The organism is Pseudofrankia sp. EUN1h, from assembly GCF_001854645.1.
GTDB classification, from domain to species: domain Bacteria; phylum Actinomycetota; class Actinomycetes; order Frankiales; family Frankiaceae; genus Pseudofrankia; species Pseudofrankia saprophytica.
In genome coordinates, this window is sequence record NZ_MBLN01000045.1 from 18034 (window position 1) to 37864 (window position 19831).

Genomic DNA, 19831 nt, shown 5'->3' on the forward strand with positions numbered 1-19831 from the left:
GTCCGACCACAGTCGGACACCGCCGACGGGGCGACAGGCCGCATAGCGCACCCACAATGACGCTGCATAGGCCGAGGTGACCGGCAATTCGGATGCGTCGGGACTCGCCAACGGGGGCGAACCAGAGTGACCGGGATCCCCAGCGAGGGGTCCGCGGCAGGAATAGCCGAGCGCACACGGCCGTGCGCACAATGAGACGGGCGGAGCTGGCCGGAACCGGCTGGTAACCGGACCGACTTCGCCTACCGAGTATCTGGCCGAGGGGAGCCCGTCATCGAGACTCCGGCGCTGATGGCAGAGGGACAGACCGGGACGACGGCGCGTCCCTTGTCCCCGGCGGGGCTACCAGCCACCGGCCGCGGACCACGCGAGGAGGCCGGCCGGCCGTCGAGGCGGTCGCGGGGCGCTCGCGCCGCCCGTCCGCCGCGAGCGGCGTTCTCCGGTCAGCTCACCGTCCGGCTGCTCCCCCGCCAGCCCACCGTCGCGGCGACCGCCGGGCCAGCCGCCATCCCCGTCTTCCACGGCTTCCCGGCGATTCCCCTGTTCGCGAGCGGGCCCGTCCGGCCGGTCCTGGCCACGTCGGGCGCGCTTGCCGGCCCGGCGGTCGCAGCGGCGGGTGCGGGCGGCGCGGTGCTGCCGGTGCCGCGACGGCTCGCCACACCGAAGCGCGCGCGTCCGCGCGTCCTGGACGCGTGCGACGTCGATCTCTCGGCCCGACTGCGGCCCACGCTGCGCATGCCCAGGCGGCGCACGCTGATCCTCGGCGCGGTGCTCGGCGTGCCGCTGGCGGTGCTCGCCTTCCGGTTCCGGGCCGACGTCGAGAAGCAGCTGGCCGACGTGCCGGCGCCGAACTGGCCCTGGCTCCTGCTGTGCGGGTTCGGGGCGGTGCTCTACTACATCACGAACGGAGTCGCGCTGCGGGCCGGCAGCGGCCTACCGCTGGGCGTACGGGTGTCGACGGCGGTCCAGTGCGCCGCGGCCGCCGCGAACCGGATCATCCCGGCCGGGCTCGGCGCGATCGCCGTCAACCTGCGTTTCCTGGAACGCCGCGGGCTCGCCCGTTCGGCGGGCCTCGCGACGATCGCCTCGCTGCGGGTGGTCTGCGGCCTGGTGCACCTGGCCGCGCTCGCCCTCGTCGCGGGGCTGCTGGGCGATTCCCGCATCACCGCCTCGCTGACGGGGCCGTTGCGCGACACGCTGGCCAGCGTCGGGATCGGGCCGACGTGCATCGCCGTCGTCGCGGTCCTCGCGGCGCTGGGACTGGTGCTCAGCCGCCGCGGGGTGCGCGACCGGCTGCGCGCGCCGGCCGCGACGTTCCTGGCGCACCTGCGGGGGCTCACCCACTCCCCCGGCAGGACCACCCTGCTGACCACCTCGCTCGCCGGTACGAAGGTCGCGCAGGTGATCGCGCTGACCGCGAGCGAGCGGGCGTTCGGCGGCCAGGTCTCGGTGCTCTCGGTGGCGGCGGTCTACCTGGTCGGTTCGGCGGTCGCCGGCGCGGCACCGACGGCCGGCAATGTCGGCGCGATCGAGCCAGCCCTCGCCATCGGCCTCACCGCGGCCGGCGGCCCGGCCGCCGCGATGGTGGCCGCCGTGCTGGTCTACCGGCTGATCGGCTACTGGCTGCCGGTGATTCCCGGCATCATCGCCCTGACCGCGCTGCGACGGCGAGGAGATCTGTAGCCGCCGGCGTCGTGTGCTCCGCGGGCCGCAGGTTCAGCCCGCCGAGCACCCTCGTCTCCCGCTCGTGCGTGAGGACCGAGATGCTCGCCGGCTCCAGCAGGAACGACGCGCCTCGCCCCGGCTCCAGACCAAGCCAGCGCGCGATCACCATCCGCGAGAAGTGGCCGTGGCCAACGAGCGCGACGTCGCCGTCGCGCAGCAGCGGCCGGGCGCGGTCCAGCACGGCGTCGGCGCGCGCCGCGACCTGCGCGGCGCTCTCGCCGCCCGGCACCTGACCGGTCCAGATCGTCCAGCCCGGCTGGTCCTCGCGGATCCGGGGCGTGGTGAGGCCCTCCAGGTCGCCGTAGTCCCACTCGGCGAGCTCCGGCCAGATCTCTCGCGCCAGGACCTCCGCGCCGGCTGCGGCCTGGGCGCCGGCCGCGTCCGCCGTGTCCGCTCCGGTCGCGAGCGCGTCCGCGGTGGGTACCGGGGAGGCGGGAGTCGCGGGGCTCAGACCGGCGAGGTCCGCGGTGCGGACCGCCCGCGCGCGGGGGCTGGTGGCGACCAGGATGAAGCGATGGTCGCGCAGGGCGGGGCGTAGTGACGCCGCCCTGCGCTCGCCCTCCTGGGTGAGCGCGATGTCGGTTCGACCGGTGTGCCGGCCGGACCGGCTCCAGTCGGTCTCACCGTGGCGGATCAGCACGATACGGCCGGGCGGCACGCCACCGCCGGGGATGTCCAGGCTCATCGGCGCTGCCTGCCCGGCCTCAGCCGCGGCGATGCCGGCGGCGCCGCGTGGTGCGCACCACCAGGAGCGTGGTGGCGCCGACCGCGAGTGCCACCCGACCCCACCGCACCGTGCGCCCGCCCGACGCCTGCCCCGGCGCGCCCGGCGCCGCCGTCAGGGCGGCGCGCGGCGCGGGCAGAGCCGCGGGCGGCGTCGTGCCGTCGGCGGCGAGCTCGAGCGGCTCTCCACCGTGGCCGACCCGGGCCCGCAGCTCGGCCACCTTCGCCCGTACCTGCTCGCCCGCGCGTTCGGCGACGCGGCGAGGGCTGACGATGTCGGCGATCGCGTCGATGGTCTCCGCCAGCTCCGCGCGGGTCTCGTCGATCTGGCGCTGAATGGTCGCTGGGTCCTGCGGCACCGATCTGACCTCTCGTCTCCCACGGCCGACGACCACGGGGTCGTGCGACCGGCGATTTCGCCCGAGGGCGGCCGCGGCCGGCGGTTCCTCGCGAACCCGCCCAGCACGGTCATACCCATCGGCTGCCGGTTGCCACAGCCCGTGGCCTACCGCCGGTCAACGGCCGACGGGTCCACTGCCAAGAGTGCCAGACCCGCCAGCCCCTGACGAGCCCAAACACCCGTTAGCACCAATCAGGGCCGTCGGGGCCGAGGAGCCGTCGGGGCCGAGGATGGGAACCGACCGGCGCCGGGACCACAGGCCGACCGGCGCGACGGGCCGCCATGGTCCCCACCCTTCGCCCGCTATGCGCCGGACGACCCGACCAGTTCTCCGGAAACGCTGCGCCGCCGTCCTTCGTTTACGGTTACGCCTGGCCACGCCCGTCGTGGCACGGCGCCGACACGTACCAGGACCTGCCGGCGGGTGGCGGCACGTCGACGCGTATCCGGTGCCCAGCGGGGCCGCCCCGTCTGTTCATGCTCTCAACGCGGAGGATCATGGTCGCCACCTCGCAGGCGCGCCGGACCTCCCAGCCGATGGCCGTGCTGACGTTGGCGGTGCTGCTCGCGGGCTCGACGGCGTGCGCGGACCGCACCCCCGGCATGCGTGCCGCGGCGGTCGGCGAGCGGCGTTCCGACGGCCTGCACGGGATCAGCCCGGCGACGCCCGCGCCGAAGCCGGCCCTGGACCTGACCGGGACCGACGGGCGCCCCTTCGACCTGCGCGCCACGACCGCCGGCCTGGTGACGCTGGTGTACTTCGGCTACACCCACTGCCGCGACGTGTGCCCGGCGACGATGGCCGACCTCGCGCAGGCGATGGGCGAGCTCGACCCGGCGGTGCGGGCCCGGGTCCGGGTGGTGTTCGTCAGCACCGACCCGGCGCGCGACACTCCGGCCGTGCTGGCCGCCTGGCTGCACCACTTCGACCCGGGCTTCGGCTTCTACGGCCTGACCGGCCCGTTCGCCCAGGTACGGGCCCAGGCTCAGGCCCTGGGCGTCGACGTGGAGCAGCCCCGCACGCGGGCGGACGGCGTGGTCGAACAGAACCAGGAGGCCGACGTGCTGGCATTCGGCCGCGACGGCCGGCTGGCCCTGCGCTACCCGCCGGGCACCCAGATCACCGACTACATCCATGACCTTCAGGTCCTGGCTGCCCAGGGGGCGACGCCGTGACCCACCTGCACCCGCACTCGTACCTGGACGCCGAGCACGAGGCGGGCGGCCGGACCCTCGGGGCCCGGGCCTGGGTCCGCGCGGTGTCCACGGCGCTGCGGCTGGGGCTCGCGGTGCTGTGGCTGGCGGCCGGCGCGCTCAAGGTCGGCGACGCGGCCGGGATGGTCCGCTCGGTGCGCGCGTTCCGGATCCTGCCGGAAGGTCTGGTCCATCCCGTCGCCTATGCCGTGCCGTTCGTCGAGATCGCGCTGGGCGTACTTCTCCTGCTGGGCCTGGCGGTACGTGCCTGCGCGCTGCTGTCCTCGTTGATGCTCGCGGCGTATATCGCGGCGATCGCGTCCGCGGCGGCGCGTGGCCTGCGCATCGACTGCGGTTGCTTCTCCTCGGGCGGCGACCTCGCGAAGGGTGCGCCCACTCATTACACGTCGGAGCTGATTCGCGACAGCCTGCTTCTGGTCGCCAGCGGACTGCTCGTCTGGTGGCCCACCGGTTACCTGGCTCTGGACCGCCTGCTGGAGGCGCCGGCCGGCAGCCGGTCACGGTCGGCCGCGGCCGACGACGAGTACGACGACGGTGACGAGGCCTGGAACGAAGACGGCGAGGCCTGGAACGACAGCGACAGCGAGCGAACCGAGAGAGACGATGAGGCGGGACGACGGATGAGGCGCGACCGATGAGCGACGGCACGGACCGCGGGCCCGGCGACCGGGCAGGCCAGGGCGCTGGAGGCGGTGGGCAGCGGACCCGCGCCGGCGGCGCGGCGGGGCGGGGCGACGGCCAGTCGGGACGGGACCCGCGCGCCGCGGCCCGTCAGCAGCGAGCGGCCGCGGCCCGCGAGGCGGCCGCGGCCCGGGAGYGGCGACGCCGCCGGATGATCGTGCTGGCCTCGGTGGTCGGCGTCATCATCATCGCCGCCGTCGTCGGGATCCTCGTCCAGAACTCCCGCCAGGACTCCAAGCCCGTGGTGATCCCGGCGAACGCGACCGGGCCGGACAACGGGATCGTCGTCGGCCAGGCGAACGCCCCGGTCACGGTGGAGTTCTACGAGGACTTCCAGTGCCCGGTGTGCAAGCAGTTCGAGACGACGACCGGTCCGACCGTCCAGTCACTCATCGACGACGGGAAGATCAAGGCCGTTTACCACATGATGTCGTTCATCGGGCCCGACTCGGTGCGCGCCGCGAACGCGGGCGCGGCGGCGGCGCAGGCCGGCAAGTTCAAGGATTACCACGACCTGCTCTTCGCCAACCAGGGTGAGGAGAACTCCGGCGCCTTCACGAACGACAGGCTGGTCGAGCTCGGCTCGAAGGCCGGGCTCACGTCGCCGGAGTTCACCACCGCGGTGCGTTCCGGCACCTACGACGGCTATGTCGCCCAGGTCGAGGACAACGCGTCCAAGCGCGGCGTGACCGGCACACCCACCGTCAAGGTCAACGGCAAGACGCTCACCAACGACCAGCTCGTCCCCGACGCCTTCACGGCGGCCGTCAACGCCGCCGGTTAGGGCGCGCGCCGAGGCCGAAGCCGGGGGCCGTGCCGGCGGCCTGGGCGCCGCCGGCACGATCACGCCCGCCCCAGGTCAGGGGTCTGGAACGCGTCCCGGGCGGTTGCGGGATGCTGTCCCGGGCGCCAGTGGCGGCGGCCAAGAAGACTCCAGGGAGTCACATGACCGTGTCCAAGCTCGACGTGCGCACCGATGACGGTGTGATGGATGTCTACCTGCACCTCCCGCCGGGCCACCCGGCCGAGGATGGCGAGCCGCTGCCGACCGTGATCATGTATCCGGACGCCTTCGGCGTGCGGCCGGTGACGCAGGACATGGCCGACCGGCTCGCCGCGCTCGGCTACGCCGTCGTGCTGCCGAACGTCTTCTACCGGACCCCGGACGCCGGCCCGTTCGACGGAGCGACGGCCTTCTCCGACCCGGAGGTCCGGGCTCGCCTGTTCGGCGTCATGCAGAAGGCGAACACGACCGCGGTGATGGGCGACACCGGCGCGCTGCTGACGGCGCTCGACGACGTGCCGGCCGCCAGCGCCGACAAGGTCGGCACCACCGGTTACTGCATGGGCGGCCGGCTCGCGTTCGCCGCGGCCGGCGCGCACCCGGACCGGGTCGCCGCCACCGCGTCGTTCCACGGCGGCCGGCTCGCCGTCGAGGACGACCCGGAGAGCCCGCACAAGCGGGCCGCCGAGGTGCGTGCCCGGCTCTACTTCGGCGTCGCCGACAACGACGGCTCCTGCACCCCCGAGGACCAGGCCCGCCTCTCGGCGGCGCTCGACGCGGCGAAGGTCGACTACCGGCTGGAGGTCTACACCGGCGCGATGCACGGCTTCGCGGTGAAGGACCTCCCCGTGTACGACGAGGCCGCGGCCGAACGTCACTGGGAGCGCACCGCGGAGCTGTTCGACACGACTCTCAAGGCCCCGGCCGCCTGAGGACGGGGAGGCGGGGGCGCGGTGCGGGGGCGCACGGTGCGCCCCCGCCTCAGACCTCGGCGAGGCCGAGGTCGCGGATCAGCTTGGCGACGTGGCCGGTCGCCTTGACGTTGTACAGCGCCTTCTCGATCTTGCCGTCGGCGTCGACGACGAACGTCGAGCGGATCACGCCGACGGTCTTCTTCCCGTACAGCGTCTTCTCGCCATACGCGCCGTAGGCGCCGAGCACGGCCCGATCCGGGTCGGACAGCAGCGGGAACGTCAGGCCCTCGTTGTCACGGAACCTGACCAGCTTCGCCGGCTTGTCCGGGGAGATCCCGAGCACGTCGAGGCCGGCGTCGTTCAGCTGGGCCAGGCTGTCCCGGAAGTCGCAGGCCTGCTTGGTGCAGCCGGGAGTGCTGGCGGCCGGGTAGAAGTAGATGATCACCCGCCGGCCGCGGAAGGACGCCAGCGACACCTGGTTGCCGTCGGCGTCGGAGAGCGTGAAGTCGGGAGCCACGTCGCCGACGCTGAGCCGGGCGCCGCCCGAGTTCTCGGTCATGGCCGCAACCTAGCCCCGCCGCGCCGAACCCGGCAAACCGCCACCTGTGGCCTGCCGGCACCGGCGGCGTGCCCGGCCCGCCGTCGTCCCGGGCACGCGGGCGGCCACCGCCATCCGGACGCTGGTGCGCGAAGCGCCCGAACCTGTCGGAGGCGACCGCGATGATGCTGGCATGACGTGGACCGCGCCGAACATCACCCGGATGGACGAGCCGATCTCCGGAGGTGAGCGCGAGCAGCTCGAGGCCTGGCTCGACTACCACCGCCAGACGTTGCTGCTCAAGTGCGCCGGCCTGACCGTCGACCAGCTGCGGGAGCGCGCCGTGCCGCCGTCGACGCTGTCGCTGCTGGGCCTCGTCCGGCACATGGCCGAGGTGGAGCGCGGCTGGTTTCGCATCCGGTTCGCCGGCGAGGGCCTGACGTCCTACTGGATCACGGACGACAACCAGGACGCGGAGTTCGACGACGTCGACACCGCTGACCCCCAGGAGGCCTTCGACGCCTTCGAGGAGGAGGTGACGAGGGCGCGGGCGGCCGCGGCCGGCCGCTCGCTGGACGACACGTTCCTGCACCGGGGCACCACCTTCACCCTCCGCTGGGTGTACCTCCACATGATCGAGGAGTACGCCCGTCACAACGGCCACGCCGACCTGCTGCGGGAGCGCATCGACGGCGCCACCGGAGACTGAGCCCGACCAGGCGCCGAGATGGCCGCGGGCGCCGAGGTGGCCGCGGGCGCGGCGTCAGCCGGCGTGGAGGAGACCGCGGACGAAGGCGGCCTGGCCGGCGTGCTGGAGGTCGTCGGCGATGACGCTGACGAGGCGGACGCCGAGCGTCACCGGCGGGTCCCACCTGGTGTCGACGACCCGGTCCAGATCGGGGTCGGCGAGGGTGGCGACGAAACGCAGGGTCGCGTCGTGGACCGCGTCGTAGTAGCCCGTGAGCAGCGCCGGATCGCCGACCCTGACGCTCGCGACCTGGGCCGTGGTGTGCCCGTAGCCATGGGACTCCGGCGGGAGCGGCAGGCCAAACCGGCCGTACCAGCCCGCCGACGTCCAGACCTGCTCCGAGCCGGCGACGTCCGCGACATGGTCGTCCTGCACCCGGGCAAGGTGCCACACCAACCAGGCGATGGAGTTCGCCTGTCCACCCAGCCGGTGGTTGGCCTGGTCGGCGGACAGCCCGTCCACCGCGTCGTGGACGGCTTCTCTGACCCGCCCGAACCCGTCCGCGAGTACATCAGCGCTGCTGGCCATCGCGAGCCCTTCCGCCGTCTGGGACCCTCTCCCGTAGCGTCCCAGGCCACGGCCGCGACGACCACCGTTCGACGCCACCGGCCGCGAGGCGCGGCCCCCTCACCACCGCCGCCTACGACGCCGACCGTCAGATCTCGGATGCGTAGGCCTCAGCCCAGCTATTGATCTTCGCGATGTAGGACTTGGTCTCGGCGAAGTCGGGGACGCCGCCGGCGGTTCGGACGGCGGTCGGGCCCGCGTTGTACGCCGCGAGCACCAGCGAGATCTCGTCGCCCGGCAGGTCGCGGACGAGCTCCGAGAGATGCTGTTCGTAGTGGGCGGCGGACGGGATGGCGTCGAGCGGGTTGAGCGGGTCGGCGACGCCGTCACCGTCGCCGTCCAGGCCGAACTCGGCCCAGGTCCGCGGCAGGAACTGCATCATGCCGACCGCGCCGGCCCGGGAGACCACCGACGAGTCGAACCGGCTCTCCACCCGGGCCTGCGCCGCGAGCTGAGCGGCCGAGAGCAGGCCGTACGTCGCCGCGGCCTCCCGGAACACCGGCACCAGGTCGGCCGGGATCAGGCCATCGGTCTTCATCGGCAGCAGCTGCGAGCACCCGCCGAGCAGGCCGGCGAGCGCGCCGACGAGGCCCGCCACGAGAACCGTGGCACGGGTCAGACTGGGCGCGGGCATCGGCTCATTGTCGCCGCGCGCCCGCCGCCTTGTCCGGCATCCCCTCTCAGCCGGTCGCTCCCCGGTTTCGGGGTATGCGCGGCGGTGCGTCCTGCGGGCGCGCCCGCAGACGCCGGCAGGACCGCGCGGCGCCGTGGCCGCGCGCGCGAGGGACCGCGAGCCCACGTGAGGCATGCTGGTCGCCGTGACTCCGCCTCCGGCCGAACCCGCGTCCGCGCACGGCCCGACCCCTCGGCAGACCGCCCAGGAGACCCGCCAGCAGACCTCCCAGCAGACCTCCCCGATCACAACCTCCCAGATCGGCTTCGCCAATCCGGCAGGGACCCCGTTCGCCGATCCGGCGGGGACCCCGGGCGTCGCCGATCCGGCGGGAACCCCGGGCGTCGCCGATCCGGCGGGAGCTCCGGCGGCCAGAGGAGGCGGTTCGCCGGCCGACCCGCCGCCAGGGCGGCCCGGCGTGCCGGCGCAGGCGGCGCCGGGGCCAGCGGACCGGTCCGGCGGCGGCCGCGCCGAGGCAGACCCGGGCGCGGGCGCGAACGACGCGGTCATCCGGCGCATCGAACGGGCGAGCGGGCTGCTGGCGAACAAGGCGGTCGCCAGGATGGCCGAGCTGCTGCCCTGGTACCCGGGGATGTCGGCCCGGCACCGCGCCGACATCCAGCTCGTGGTGCAGGCGGGCATCGCCTCGTTCGTCGAGTGGTGCCGGCGTCCCGAGCACGCCCGCGACCTGTCCAGCGACGTGTTCCGGGTGGCGCCGCGCGAGCTGGTCCGGGCCGTCACCTTCCGCCGGCTCGTCGACCTGGTCCGGGTGGCCGTCGAGACGATCGAGGCCGAGGTCCCGAACATCGTCGAGCCGGAGCATGAGCAGCGCGTGCTGGCCGACGTGCTGCGCTACTCCCGTGACATCGCGTTCGCCGGGGCGGTCGTCTACGCCCGGGTCGCCGAGGAGCGCGGCGCCTGGGACGCCCGGCTGGAGGCACTCGTCGTCGACCACGTCGTGCGTGGCGACCAGGACAGGGCGCTGTCGTCGCGGGCGGCGGCGGTCGGCTGGCGTAACCCGCCCGCGGTGACCGTCGTCGTCGGCGCCGCGCCGCCGCAGTCGCCGGAGGCGGTCGTCGACGAGGTGCACCGACTCGCCCGCGCGGCGGGCCTGGAGGTGTTGACCGGCGTCCACAACCAGCGGCTCGTGATGATCGTCGGCGGCCGGTTCCGGCTGAGCGACACCGGTGGCGACGCGGTGCCCGGCGGGACGGCCGGGGCACCCGCGGACATGCCTCCCGCCCAGGCCGGCGCGCCCGCGGCCAGCGGCGCCGCGGCGGCCCGGACCGAGGAGGGCGCGGTGCCGCGGGAGGCGGCCGCGCGTGCCGTCGCGGCGGCGACCGGCGACCCGAACAGGCCCGGCCGCCCCCGTGGCGGCGGCGCCGGCGCGAGCAGCGTCGACTCGGCGGTGGAGGCGGCTCGGGTCCTGATGCCGGCCTGCGGGCCAGGTCCGGTGGTGGTCGGCCCGGTCGCAGCGGACCTCGCCGGCGCCGCCGAGTCCGCCCGGGCCGCGATCGCCGCGGCCGACGTGGTCGCCGCCTGGCCGGCGGCGCCGCGGCCGGTGACCGCGCGGGCGCTGCTGCCCGAGCGGGCGCTCGCCGGCGACGAGCAGGCCCGCCGGGTGCTCATCGATGAGATCTACCTGCCGCTGCGCGACGCGGGCGCGCCGCTGCTGGGAACCGCTGGCACCTATCTCGACTTCGGTGCCTCGCTGGAGGCGACCGCGAAGGCCCTCTACCTCCACCCCAACACGGTGCGTTATCGCCTGAGAAAGGCCTCGGAGGTGTGCGGCCTCGACACGGCCGACCATCGCCAACGTTTCACGCTGCACATAGCGCTCCTCCTCGGCCGTCTCGAGGGATAGCTCCAGGCCAGGCGGCGGACGCGGCCACGCCACCAATCCGACGCGGACGGGCGGGCGTCCCGGCGGGCATCCGGGGGCCCGCGGAACGGAGCGGCGAAACACCGCCGGGAGCAGCCTCGAAGCCGCTGGAGACCCCGCGGTGAACACTCGTCGTGTCGTGGACGACCTACAGGCGTGATGGCGCGAGCGCGGGCGTTCGACGGCTCGTCGCCGCTGCGAGAACGGTCACATCGCCCGACTTAACGGCCCTGTCACACGATTGTCGACCCAGGTACCGCCACGTGACTAACGTACCCGTCCGGGCTAGACGTTTTGTAGGACGTCTACAACGAGCCGTCGGCACATCGGTGAGTGGCCGCCAGCGACAACCGGCCCTCGCGAAGGGTTAGGTAGTGACGTGCTCGCCATCCTCGCGCCAGGACAAGGCGCCCAAGCCTCGGGAATGCTCCGACCGTGGCTCGAACTACCGGGCGTCGCCGCGCGCCTGCGTTGGTTCGCCGCGGCCGCCGGCATCGACCTGGTCGAGCTCGGAACCGAGGCTCCGGCGGAGACCATCAAGGACACGGCGGTCGCGCAGCCACTGATCGTGGCCGCCGGYCTGATCGCGGCCGAACAGCTGGGCCTGCCCGTCGCGGGCGGTGCGCCCGCCGGCGCGCTGCTGGTCGCCGGCCACAGCGTCGGCGAGATCACCGCGGCCGCGCTCACCGGCACGCTCTCGCCTGAGGCCGCGCTGGCGCTGGTGGCGCTGCGCGGCCGGGCCATGGCTCAGGCCTCGGCCCGCACCCCGACCGGCATGTCGGCACTGCTCGGCGGTGACCCGGACGAGGTGGCCGCGCACCTGGAAGGCCTGGGCCTGACCCCGGCGAACCGCAACGGCGCCGGCCAGATCGTGGCCGCGGGTGACCTCGACGCGCTGGCGAAGCTCGCCGCCGAGCCGCCGGCCGGCGTCCGGGTGCGCGCGCTCGCCGTCGCGGGCGCGTTCCACACCCACTACATGGACTCGGGGCGCGAGGCGCTCGCCGAGGTGGCCCCGGGCATCCGCCCCGGAACGCCGCGCGTCGGCCAGGTCTCGAACGCGGACGGCGCGGTGGTGGCCGACGGCGCCCAGATGGTGGCCCGCCTCGTCGGCCAGGTGGCCGCGCCGGTGCGCTGGGACCTGTGCCTGGCGACGCTGCGTGAACTGGGCGTCAGGGCCGTCATCGAGCTGCCGCCGGCCGGCACGCTGGCCGGCATCGCCCGCCGGGAACTGCCAGGGGTGAAGATCCTGGCAGTGAAGAGCCCCGCCGACCTGCCCGCCGCGCGCGAGCTGCTGGCCGAGTTCGCGGGCACCGAGCAACCGCCAGCGACGACCGTTACGATTCCCGCGCCCGCCGGCGAGCCGGTCTCGGCCGGTGCCCGGGTTGGGGAGGCCCGATKACCGCCGCCGCTCGTGTCCTCGGTCTGGGCACGTACCGCCCGGTCCGTCTGGTCACCAACGACGACCTCGCGCAGCGTGTCGAGACGTCCGACGAGTGGATCCGCACCCGGACGGGCATCGCCACCCGCCGGATCGCCGACGCCGACGAGACCACGGTCATGATGGGCGCCGCGGCCGCGGAGAAGGCGCTGGCCGCCGCCGGCGTCGCCGCGGCCGACATCGACCTCGTCATCACCGCGACCTGCACGAGCCCGTCACAGATCCCCGGCGCCGCCCCACAGATCGCGCACCGCGTCGGGCTGGGCTCGGCCGGCGCGTTCGACATCAACGCGGGCTGCGCCGGCTTCTGCTACGCGCTCGCCCAGGCGGCGGACACCGTCCGCGCGGGAACCGCCCGGCACGTGCTCGTGGTCGCCACCGAGCGGCTGTCCGACTACACCGACTGGGACGACCGCACGACGTGCATCCTGCTGGCCGACGGCGCCGGCGCGGCGGTCGTCGGGCCCGCCGAGCACGACGAGATCGGCCCGGTGGTCTGGGGCCACGACGGCTCACGCCCGGACGTGATCAGGGTTCCGGGCTACGGCGACAACCTGTTCCGGATGGAGGGGCAGGCGGTCTTCCGCTGGGCCCTGACCCTGGTCCCGACGCTGCGCAAGATCTGTGAGCGCGCCGGCGTCGCCCCGGAGGAGCTCGCCGGGATCGTGCCGCACCAGGCCAACCTGCGCATCATCGAGGCGCTGGTGAGTGGCCTGGGCGCGAAGGACGCGGTCGTCGGCCGTGACGTCGTCGACTCGGGCAACACCTCGGCCGCGAGCATCCCGCTGGGGCTGTCGCGGCTGGTCGACGCCGGTGAGCTACGGCGCGGCGACCCGGTCCTCCTGTTCGGTTTCGGTGCAGGCTTGACCTACTGTGGCCAGGTCATCCGATGCCCCTGACGGCGGTGCCGACCGGAGCGAGCCATACCCTGCTCGCCACCCGTCGGATGGTGTCGCCGGGCCAGCGCCCGCGCGCCGCCCCGATCTGCGGGTGACCGTCACCAACCTGAACCTCTACAGCTGCCCGATCAAGAAAGGTCCCTGATGTCCCAGACTGATGTCCTCGCCGGTCTCGCCGAGATCCTCGAGGAGGTCGCCGGCGTGGACCCGGCCGACGTCACCCCCGAGAAGACCTTCATCGACGACCTGGACGTCGACTCGCTCTCGATGGTCGAAGTCGTCGTCGCGGCCGAGGAGAAGTTCGGCGTCAAGATTCCGGACGACGACGTGAAGACCCTCAAGACCGTCGGCGACGCCGTTTCCTACATCCAGCGGGCGGGTGTCGCGGCGTGATCCGATCCCCTAGGCGGGTCGTCGTCACCGGCCTCGGGGCGACCACTCCGCTCGGGGGCGATGTGGCGTCCACGTGGGAGGGGCTGCTCGCCGGCCGGTCCGGTGTGCGCCGTCTCACGGAGGACTGGATCGAAACGGTGCCGGTCCACATCGCCGCCCCGCTCGCGGTCGAGCCCCCGCTCGGCCGGGTCGAGGCCCGCAAGCTCGACCGGACCCAGCAGATGGCTCTGGTCGCCTCGCGTGAGGCGTGGGCCGACGCCGGAACACCGGAGGTCGACCCGCTGCGGTTGATGGTCTGTGTCGGCTCCGGCATCGGCGGCGTGCTGACCCTGCTCTCCCAGCACGACGTGCTGCGCGAGCAGGGCGCTCGTAAGGTGACCCCGCACGTCGTCCCGATGCTGATGCCGAACGGCCCGGCCGCCACCGTGGGGCTGGCGTTCGGCGCGAAGGGCGGCGTGCGTGCCCCGGTCAGCGCCTGCGCGTCCGGCACGGAGGCCATCGCGCTCGCGTACGAACTGATCAAGTTCGGCCGCGCGGATGTCGTCATCGCCGGCGGGACGGAGGCGGCGATCGCGCCGCTGCCGATCGCCGGGTTCGCGCAGATGCAGGCGCTGTCGAAGCGCCAGGACGACCCGACGCTGGCCTCGCGGCCGTTCGACAAGGCTCGGGACGGGTTCGTGCTCGGCGAAGGCGCCGGCATACTGGTGCTGGAGGCCGAGGAGTACGCGAAGGCCCGTGGCGCCCGGATCCACGGCTACCTCGCCGGCGCCGGGATCAGCTCCGACGCATACCATGTGGCCGCGCCCGAGCCGAACGGGGCGGGCGCGGCGCGGGCGGTCCAGGAGGCACTGGAGACCGGCGACCTGACCCCGGCCGACGTGGCGCACGTCAACGCGCACGCGACGTCGACCCCCGTCGGTGACCTCGCCGAGGCGAAGGCGCTGTACCTGGCGCTTGGTTCGGCGGCGAGYTCGGCCGTGGTGACGGCGACCAAGTCGATGACCGGGCACCTGCTCGGCGCGGCCGGCGCCGTCGAGTCCGTGGCCACCGTGCTGGCGATGCGCGATCGCATCGTTCCGGCGACCCGCAACCTCGACGCTCTCGACGACGAGATCGAGCTGGACGTGGTGCGGATCGACAACCGAAACATCAAGTCAGGCGCGGCTCTGTCGAACTCGTTCGGGTTCGGCGGACACGACGTATGCCTAGCGTTCACGCCTGAATGACGTTGGGACGGGGCGGGCGAACGCCTGCCCCGGCACCAGCGGTCAGCGACAACGGGAGACGGCGACCAGAAGCCGGCTCCCGGCAGGACACGGCGGACCGCCGTCGGGTGCCCGGATCCGGATCGGGTACCCGACGGCTACCCCGTGGCCGTGGCGGCGCCGATGGCGCCGATGCCTCGGCGGGCCAGGACGGTGATCCCGCGCTGCCCGCACGCTGCCGCCCGGCGCGCCGCGAGGCGCGCGACGTCAGTACGCCCTGCCCCGCGTACCAGACGGATGTGCAAGCCGGCCGGCCGCGCTAGCGGTTGGTCGCAGGAGCAGGCTGTTCGCCGCCCAGGCAAGGAGATTCCCGGTGAGTCTGTCCACGATGGAACTCGTCGACCCCCGTACCCCCGTCGCCCGGCTGAACCACTTCTTCGACGACGACACGGTCACTCTGTTCGCCGCGCCCGACACGTCGGGTGTCGTCGCAGGGCAGGGACTCGTCGACGGCAACGAGGTGGTCGCCTTCGCGACCGACGTGACGGTACAAGGTGGGGCGATGGGGCGCGACGGTTGCGCGCGCATCGTGCACGCCATCGAGTCGGCCGCCCGGATGAGCGTGCCGGTGGTCGGCATCTGGCACTCCGGCGGCGCCCGGCTGCAGGAGGGCGTCGCCTCGCTCGACGGAGTCGGCCGGGTCTTCGCCGCGATCGTGCGCGCGTCCGGCCGCATCCCCCAGATCTCCCTGGTGCTCGGCGCGGCTGCCGGCGGCGCCGCCTACGGCCCGGCGCTGACCGACCTGGTGATCATGGGCCCGGACGCCAAGGTCTTCGTCACCGGCCCGGACGTGGTGCGCTCGGTGACCGGCGAGGACTGCACCGCCGACAGCCTCGGCGGCCCGGACACGCACTCCAAGAAGAGCGGCGTCGTCCACCTGAGCTGCGAGTCCGACGACCAGGCGGTGGAGACGACCCGTCACCTCGTGTCGCTGCTCGCCGACCAGCGTGACATCGGGCAGGTCGAGCCCCGCGAGCTCAGCGCGTTCCTGCCGGAGTCGCCGCGCCGCGCCTACGACGTCCGGCCCCTCGTCGGCGGCGTGCTCGACGACGGCTTCATCGAACTGCACCCCAAGTGGGCCCGCAACATCGTCACGGCGCTCGGCCGGATCGGCGGCCGCACGGTCGGCGTGGTCGCGAACAACCCGCTGCGCCGCGGCGGCTGCCTGGACTCGCTGTCGGCGGAGAAGGCCTCCCGATTCGTGCGGATGTGCGACTCGTTCGGGGTGCCGCTGATCGTCCTCGTCGACGTCCCCGGCTACCTGCCCGGCGTCGGCCAGGAGTGGGAGGGCGTGGTGCGCCGCGGCGCCAAGCTGCTCTACGCCTTCGCCGAGTGCACCGTGCCCAGGGTGACCGTGGTGACCCGCAAGGCCTACGGCGGCGCGTACATCGCGATGAACGCCTCCTGCCTGGGCGCCACGGCGGTCTACGCCTGGCCGACGGCCGAGATCGCCGTGATGGGCCACGAAGCGGCCGTGAAGATCATCCACCGCCGCACGATCGCCGCCGTGCCGACGCAGCGCCAGCCAGAGGTCATCAAGGAGTTGGCCGAGGAGCACGCCGTCGCCGTCGGCGGCGTCGAGAAGGCGGTCGAGCTCGGCGTGATCGACGCGGTCGTCTCGCCGATCGACACCCGCGGCGCGATCGCGGCGGCGATCGCCGACGCACTCGCCGCCGGCCGTCCCGACAAGAACGTTCACGGCAACATCCCGCTGTGACATTGGTTCGCTCCGGCGACCTCCGCGGAGGCCCAACCCACGTCGCTTCGCTCGTGGGCCGGGCCTCCGCGGAGGCGCACCTCCGCGCCGCACGGTTACGTCACGCTTGACCGTTTTTAGATCATCTTGAGTTCGGCGTCGCACCTTCGGCCCGGGGCCGCCATCTTGGTGGCCCCGGGCCGTAATCATTCTGTGACTTAACGCTTCCTAACCCATCGGGCGCGAACGGATCTGGCGCTGACCTTGCAATGGGGCCTGCCGGCCGCGACTTGATCGTCGTCTGCGCCCTGCGGTGGTTGTGCTTTAGCGCCGCTGGCGACCACCGCAGGGCGCAAACGACGATCACCACGCCGGGGCGCGCCGCAGGGCCCGATGGCGCTGGCGGCGGCGAGGGCGAGGCATCCCAAGATTCGCGTCAGAACCGCGCGGACACCCCCACGAGCGAAGCGACAGCCCGCACGAGCGTTGCGGTTTCGGATTGGTGACGTTCCAGCGGCAGGCATCCGAGCTGGCGCGGAGGCGCGCCTCGCGGAGGCCCGGCCTACAAGCGAAGCGACGTGGGCCGGGTCGCCGCGAGGTCGCCGAAGGGCACGTGAGCGGAGGAGGACGGCGCGCGGAGGTCCCGTGGGAGCGACGGGGTCCCTGCGGAATCGGCGAAGCCGATTCCGCAGGTCGTGAGTAAGGGGCCGCAGCGCGCCGCCCGCACGGAGCGAACCAGCAATTAGGCGTCGGCTATATCGGTCCAGGTGCTCACTACGCGGGCTACCTGGCGGGGGGTCATCCAGGCGGCGGCGCGGGCGAAGATCGGGTCCGCGCGGCGGGCGAGCTCGACTCGCCCGGCGCCGACCGACGGCGCGATCGCCCGGGCATGTTCGAAACTGATCGTGCCGGTGCTGAAGGCCTCCCTCGTCGCGGGCAGGTCGCGAAGCGCCCGGGCGACGGTCAGCAGGTGTGTCGACGTCGGCGCGTTGATCCGGCACTCCCTGCGCAGCCAGGCCGCCGCCGAGACCGCGCCGTCGGCGAGCCACAGCGAGCGCCGGTCGAACTCGCCGACCAGCAGCACCCACCGCGCGGTCGTCGCGTCGACGGTCGCCCGGCCCTCGATCACCGCCGTCGCGAGGTCGACGTCCGACATCCTCGCCGGGTCGACGGGCGGCCGGTCACCCGCCGGCCCAGGAGCGCCTGCTCCGGTGCCGCCTTCGGCCGACCCTCGGGGCACCGGCCCGCCGGCCTCGGGTCGCACCGGCCCGCCGGCCTCGGGTCGCGGCGGGCCGGCGGCGGGGACGCCGGCCAGATCCGGGACCTCGGGCTCTGATGCCCCTGCGTGGTCGTCGGGGACTCCGGTCACCATGCACCCCCTCGGTCGACTGGCGGCCCACGGAAGCCCGCGGCCGACGCGGTCGCGCCTGTCTCGGCCCGGTGCCGCCATCCGACATCGCCGCCGCGCGGGCACGGCTAGCCCGCCGCCGACGCGCGATGGCGCCGGCGGCCGGCCGTGCGAAGCGGGTTCGGCTGGATGGAAGCACGGTCGAAATTCGAACGTATGTTCGCATGATATGTGATCGAACTGGCATTCGCCATCCCCCGCGCGGAACGAGCCCGGCCGGGGCAAATTAGTTACCTGTTGCGAAATAACTAGTTGGCGAGCCGCGTTCTGGCCGGAGGAGGTGTTCTGATGCTGTCGCGGGGACTGGAACGCGAGGTGGCGACGACCACGCCGGAGATGAGCGGCGGATCGCCCGAGGTGGGCGGCGGATCGCCGGAGCGGAGCGCCGGCCCGCCCGACCGCCCGGCCGTGGGCAGGTCCGCCGGCGACGCTCGGCGAGCGCCTGCCCCGCGTTCCCTCGAGGCACCCGCGACCGAGGCATCGGCGACGGGTGCGCCTGGCGGCGGGCGGCCCGCTGCGCCGTCCGGTGGGACGTTCGCCGCGCTGCGGGTGCCGAACTACCGGCGCTTCATGACCGGCCAGGTCATCTCGATGTGCGGCACCTGGATGCAGACGATCGCACTCGGCTGGCTGGTGCTCTCGCTCGGGGCGAGCGGCACGCTGCTCGGCGTCGTCACCGCGGCGCAGTTCCTCCCGGTGCTCGTCTTCGGCGCCTACGGCGGCCTTGTCGCCGACCGGACCGACACCCGCCGGCTGCTGATCTRCACGGCCAGCCTCCAGGCCCTGCTCGCCGCGGGCCTCGGGGTRCTCGTGCTCACCGACGTGGTCACGCTGTGGATGGTGGTCGCCTTCGCCGGCTGCCTCGGCCTCACGCAGGCCGTCGACAACCCCGCCAGGCAGAGCTTCGTGCAGGAGCTGGTGGGCCCGGAGACGCTGTCGAACGCGGTCACCCTCAACTCGGTGACGATGAACGCCGCTCGGGTCGTCGGCCCCGCGATCGCCGGTGCGACGATCACGCTGCTCGGCAACGGGATGTGTTTCGTCCTCAACGCGCTGTCGTTCGCCGCGGTGCTGGTCGCGCTCGGCCGGCTGGACCGGGCCGCGCTGCGCCCGAACCCGCCCGTGCCCAGGGCCCCCGGCCAGATTCGCGAGGGCTTCCACTACGCGATCCGTACCGCCGGCATCCGGATCCCGCTGACGATGATGGTGCTCACGGGCACCCTCGCCTACGAGTTCCAGGTGACGCTGCCCCTGGTCGCCCGCGAGACGTTCCACGGCACCGCGGCGACCTACAGCCTGCTGACCGGTGCCATGGGCGCCGGCGCGGTGGTCGGCGGCCTGCTCGTGGCCCGCCGCCGGCTCACCGGGTCGCGGGCGCTCGTCGCCGTCGCGGGCGTCTTCGGCGCCCTGCTGCTGCTGTCCGCCGCGGCGCCGACGTTGACCGTCCTGGTCGCGGCTCTCGTCATCACCGGCGCGGCCAGCGTCACCTTCATCGCCACCGGCAACGCGACCGTGCAGCTATCGGCCGAGCCGCGCATGCGCGGCCGGGTGATGGCGCTCTGGTCGATGGCCTTCCTCGGCACCACCCCGCTGGGCGGCCCGATCGCCGGCGCCGTCTCCGAGGCCTTCGGCGCCCGCGCCGGCCTCGTGCTCGCGGGCATCGCCGCCGTGGCGGCGGCGCTGATCGGCCTGGCGTCGCTGCGCCGGATCCAGGCGCGCCCGGCCCCGGCGGCCGTGGAGCCGTCCGCCGGGGTGGGGACCGCGACCGGCGTGACCGTCGCCGCGACCCAGGTCCGGGGCGCGCGGCAGGCGCCGCCCGCCGGCGTGCCGTCGGGCGGCCAGCCGGCGGGGCGCCCCGTGCCGTCCCCGTCCACCTGAGGGA

19 protein-coding genes are annotated in these 19831 nt (G+C 73.9%); 13 read left to right on the forward strand and 6 right to left on the reverse strand.

Features of this window, described 5'->3' with window-relative positions; genetic code table 11:
• Nucleotides 1-291: 291 nt before the first annotated feature.
• A complete protein-coding gene (locus BCD49_RS11190; protein ID WP_007518089.1) occupies nucleotides 292-1683 on the forward strand; it encodes a lysylphosphatidylglycerol synthase transmembrane domain-containing protein in 1392 nt (463 codons plus the stop codon).
• Here BCD49_RS11190 and BCD49_RS11195 read toward each other — a convergent pair.
• Complete coding sequence (locus tag BCD49_RS11195) at nucleotides 1643-2410, reverse strand: histidine phosphatase family protein (RefSeq protein ID WP_007518088.1); 768 nt, start codon at nucleotides 2408-2410, stop codon at nucleotides 1643-1645. The two genes, BCD49_RS11190 and BCD49_RS11195, sit on opposite strands and share 41 nt — an antisense overlap.
• A 19-nt stretch (nucleotides 2411-2429) precedes the next feature.
• Nucleotides 2430-2807 (reverse strand): DUF3618 domain-containing protein, encoded by a 378-nt coding sequence (locus BCD49_RS11200; protein ID WP_007518086.1) that lies wholly within the window; start codon nucleotides 2805-2807, stop codon nucleotides 2430-2432.
• A 539-nt stretch (nucleotides 2808-3346) separates the two neighbouring features.
• Between BCD49_RS11200 and BCD49_RS11210 the strand changes: the two genes are divergently transcribed.
• The 4 genes from BCD49_RS11210 to BCD49_RS11225 all read left to right on the forward strand — a co-directional run bounded on the left by BCD49_RS11210 (nucleotide 3347) and on the right by BCD49_RS11225 (nucleotide 6460).
• Entirely contained in the window at nucleotides 3347-4024 is a 678-nt protein-coding gene (locus BCD49_RS11210; RefSeq protein WP_007518084.1) for an SCO family protein, read from the forward strand.
• A complete protein-coding gene (locus tag BCD49_RS11215; RefSeq protein ID WP_007518082.1) occupies nucleotides 4021-4701 on the forward strand; it encodes a MauE/DoxX family redox-associated membrane protein in 681 nt (226 codons plus the stop codon). The genes BCD49_RS11210 and BCD49_RS11215 overlap by 4 nt, the downstream gene beginning before the upstream one ends.
• The gene (locus BCD49_RS11220; protein ID WP_071041466.1) at nucleotides 4698-5528 is read left to right on the forward strand and encodes a DsbA family protein; all 831 of its coding nucleotides are present in this window, start codon (nucleotides 4698-4700) and stop codon (nucleotides 5526-5528) included. The genes BCD49_RS11215 and BCD49_RS11220 overlap by 4 nt, the downstream gene beginning before the upstream one ends.
• A 161-nt stretch (nucleotides 5529-5689) precedes the next feature.
• Complete coding sequence (locus tag BCD49_RS11225; protein WP_035931273.1) at nucleotides 5690-6460, forward strand: dienelactone hydrolase family protein; 771 nt, start codon at nucleotides 5690-5692, stop codon at nucleotides 6458-6460.
• A gap of 49 nt (nucleotides 6461-6509) precedes the next feature.
• Here the strand turns inward: BCD49_RS11225 and bcp are convergent, their stop codons facing one another.
• Entirely contained in the window at nucleotides 6510-7001 is a 492-nt protein-coding gene (gene bcp / locus BCD49_RS11230) for a thioredoxin-dependent thiol peroxidase (RefSeq protein WP_007520438.1), read from the reverse strand.
• Between the two features lie 172 nt (nucleotides 7002-7173).
• On the opposite strand from bcp, the gene BCD49_RS11235 reads away from it, so the two are divergent.
• Nucleotides 7174-7689 (forward strand): DinB family protein, encoded by a 516-nt coding sequence (locus BCD49_RS11235; RefSeq protein WP_007520439.1) that lies wholly within the window; start codon nucleotides 7174-7176, stop codon nucleotides 7687-7689.
• 54 nt (nucleotides 7690-7743) lie between these two features.
• Here BCD49_RS11235 and BCD49_RS11240 read toward each other — a convergent pair whose 3' ends face one another.
• Complete coding sequence (locus BCD49_RS11240; RefSeq protein WP_007520441.1) at nucleotides 7744-8256, reverse strand: mycothiol transferase; 513 nt, start codon at nucleotides 8254-8256, stop codon at nucleotides 7744-7746.
• A gap of 127 nt (nucleotides 8257-8383) precedes the next feature.
• Nucleotides 8384-8929 (reverse strand): lytic transglycosylase domain-containing protein, encoded by a 546-nt coding sequence (locus BCD49_RS11245; protein WP_007520442.1) that lies wholly within the window; start codon nucleotides 8927-8929, stop codon nucleotides 8384-8386.
• Nucleotides 8930-9101: 172 nt separating this feature from the next.
• Here BCD49_RS11245 and BCD49_RS11250 point away from each other — a divergent pair, with 172 nt between their 5' ends.
• The 6 genes from BCD49_RS11250 to BCD49_RS11275 all read left to right on the forward strand — a co-directional run bounded on the left by BCD49_RS11250 (nucleotide 9102) and on the right by BCD49_RS11275 (nucleotide 16562).
• Nucleotides 9102-10832: a helix-turn-helix domain-containing protein gene (locus tag BCD49_RS11250; protein ID WP_241832304.1), complete on the forward strand. Its 1731-nt coding sequence runs from the start codon at nucleotides 9102-9104 to the stop codon at nucleotides 10830-10832.
• Nucleotides 10833-11229: 397 nt separating this feature from the next.
• Nucleotides 11230-12411, forward strand: coding sequence for an acyltransferase domain-containing protein (locus tag BCD49_RS11255; protein ID WP_442960480.1), 1182 nt, complete (start codon nucleotides 11230-11232; stop codon nucleotides 12409-12411).
• Nucleotides 12297-13187 (forward strand): beta-ketoacyl-ACP synthase III, encoded by an 891-nt coding sequence (locus BCD49_RS11260; RefSeq protein ID WP_442960482.1) that lies wholly within the window; start codon nucleotides 12297-12299, stop codon nucleotides 13185-13187. Before BCD49_RS11255 ends, BCD49_RS11260 begins: the two co-directional genes overlap by 115 nt.
• A 144-nt stretch (nucleotides 13188-13331) precedes the next feature.
• Nucleotides 13332-13580: an acyl carrier protein gene (locus BCD49_RS11265; RefSeq protein WP_007520367.1), complete on the forward strand. Its 249-nt coding sequence runs from the start codon at nucleotides 13332-13334 to the stop codon at nucleotides 13578-13580.
• Nucleotides 13577-14806, forward strand: coding sequence for a beta-ketoacyl-ACP synthase II (gene fabF / locus BCD49_RS11270; protein ID WP_007520368.1), 1230 nt, complete (start codon nucleotides 13577-13579; stop codon nucleotides 14804-14806). The genes BCD49_RS11265 and fabF overlap by 4 nt, the downstream gene beginning before the upstream one ends.
• Before the next feature lie 352 nt (nucleotides 14807-15158).
• The gene (locus BCD49_RS11275) at nucleotides 15159-16562 is read left to right on the forward strand and encodes an acyl-CoA carboxylase subunit beta (RefSeq protein ID WP_007520370.1); all 1404 of its coding nucleotides are present in this window, start codon (nucleotides 15159-15161) and stop codon (nucleotides 16560-16562) included.
• Nucleotides 16563-17283: 721 nt separating this feature from the next.
• On the opposite strand, the gene BCD49_RS11280 is transcribed toward BCD49_RS11275, so the two are convergent.
• Entirely contained in the window at nucleotides 17284-17913 is a 630-nt protein-coding gene (locus BCD49_RS11280) for a DUF222 domain-containing protein (protein ID WP_007518432.1), read from the reverse strand.
• Nucleotides 17914-18237: 324 nt separating this feature from the next.
• On the opposite strand from BCD49_RS11280, the gene BCD49_RS11285 reads away from it, so the two are divergent.
• Complete coding sequence (locus tag BCD49_RS11285) at nucleotides 18238-19827, forward strand: MFS transporter (RefSeq protein WP_083401384.1); 1590 nt, start codon at nucleotides 18238-18240, stop codon at nucleotides 19825-19827.
• Nucleotides 19828-19831 lie beyond the last annotated feature (4 nt).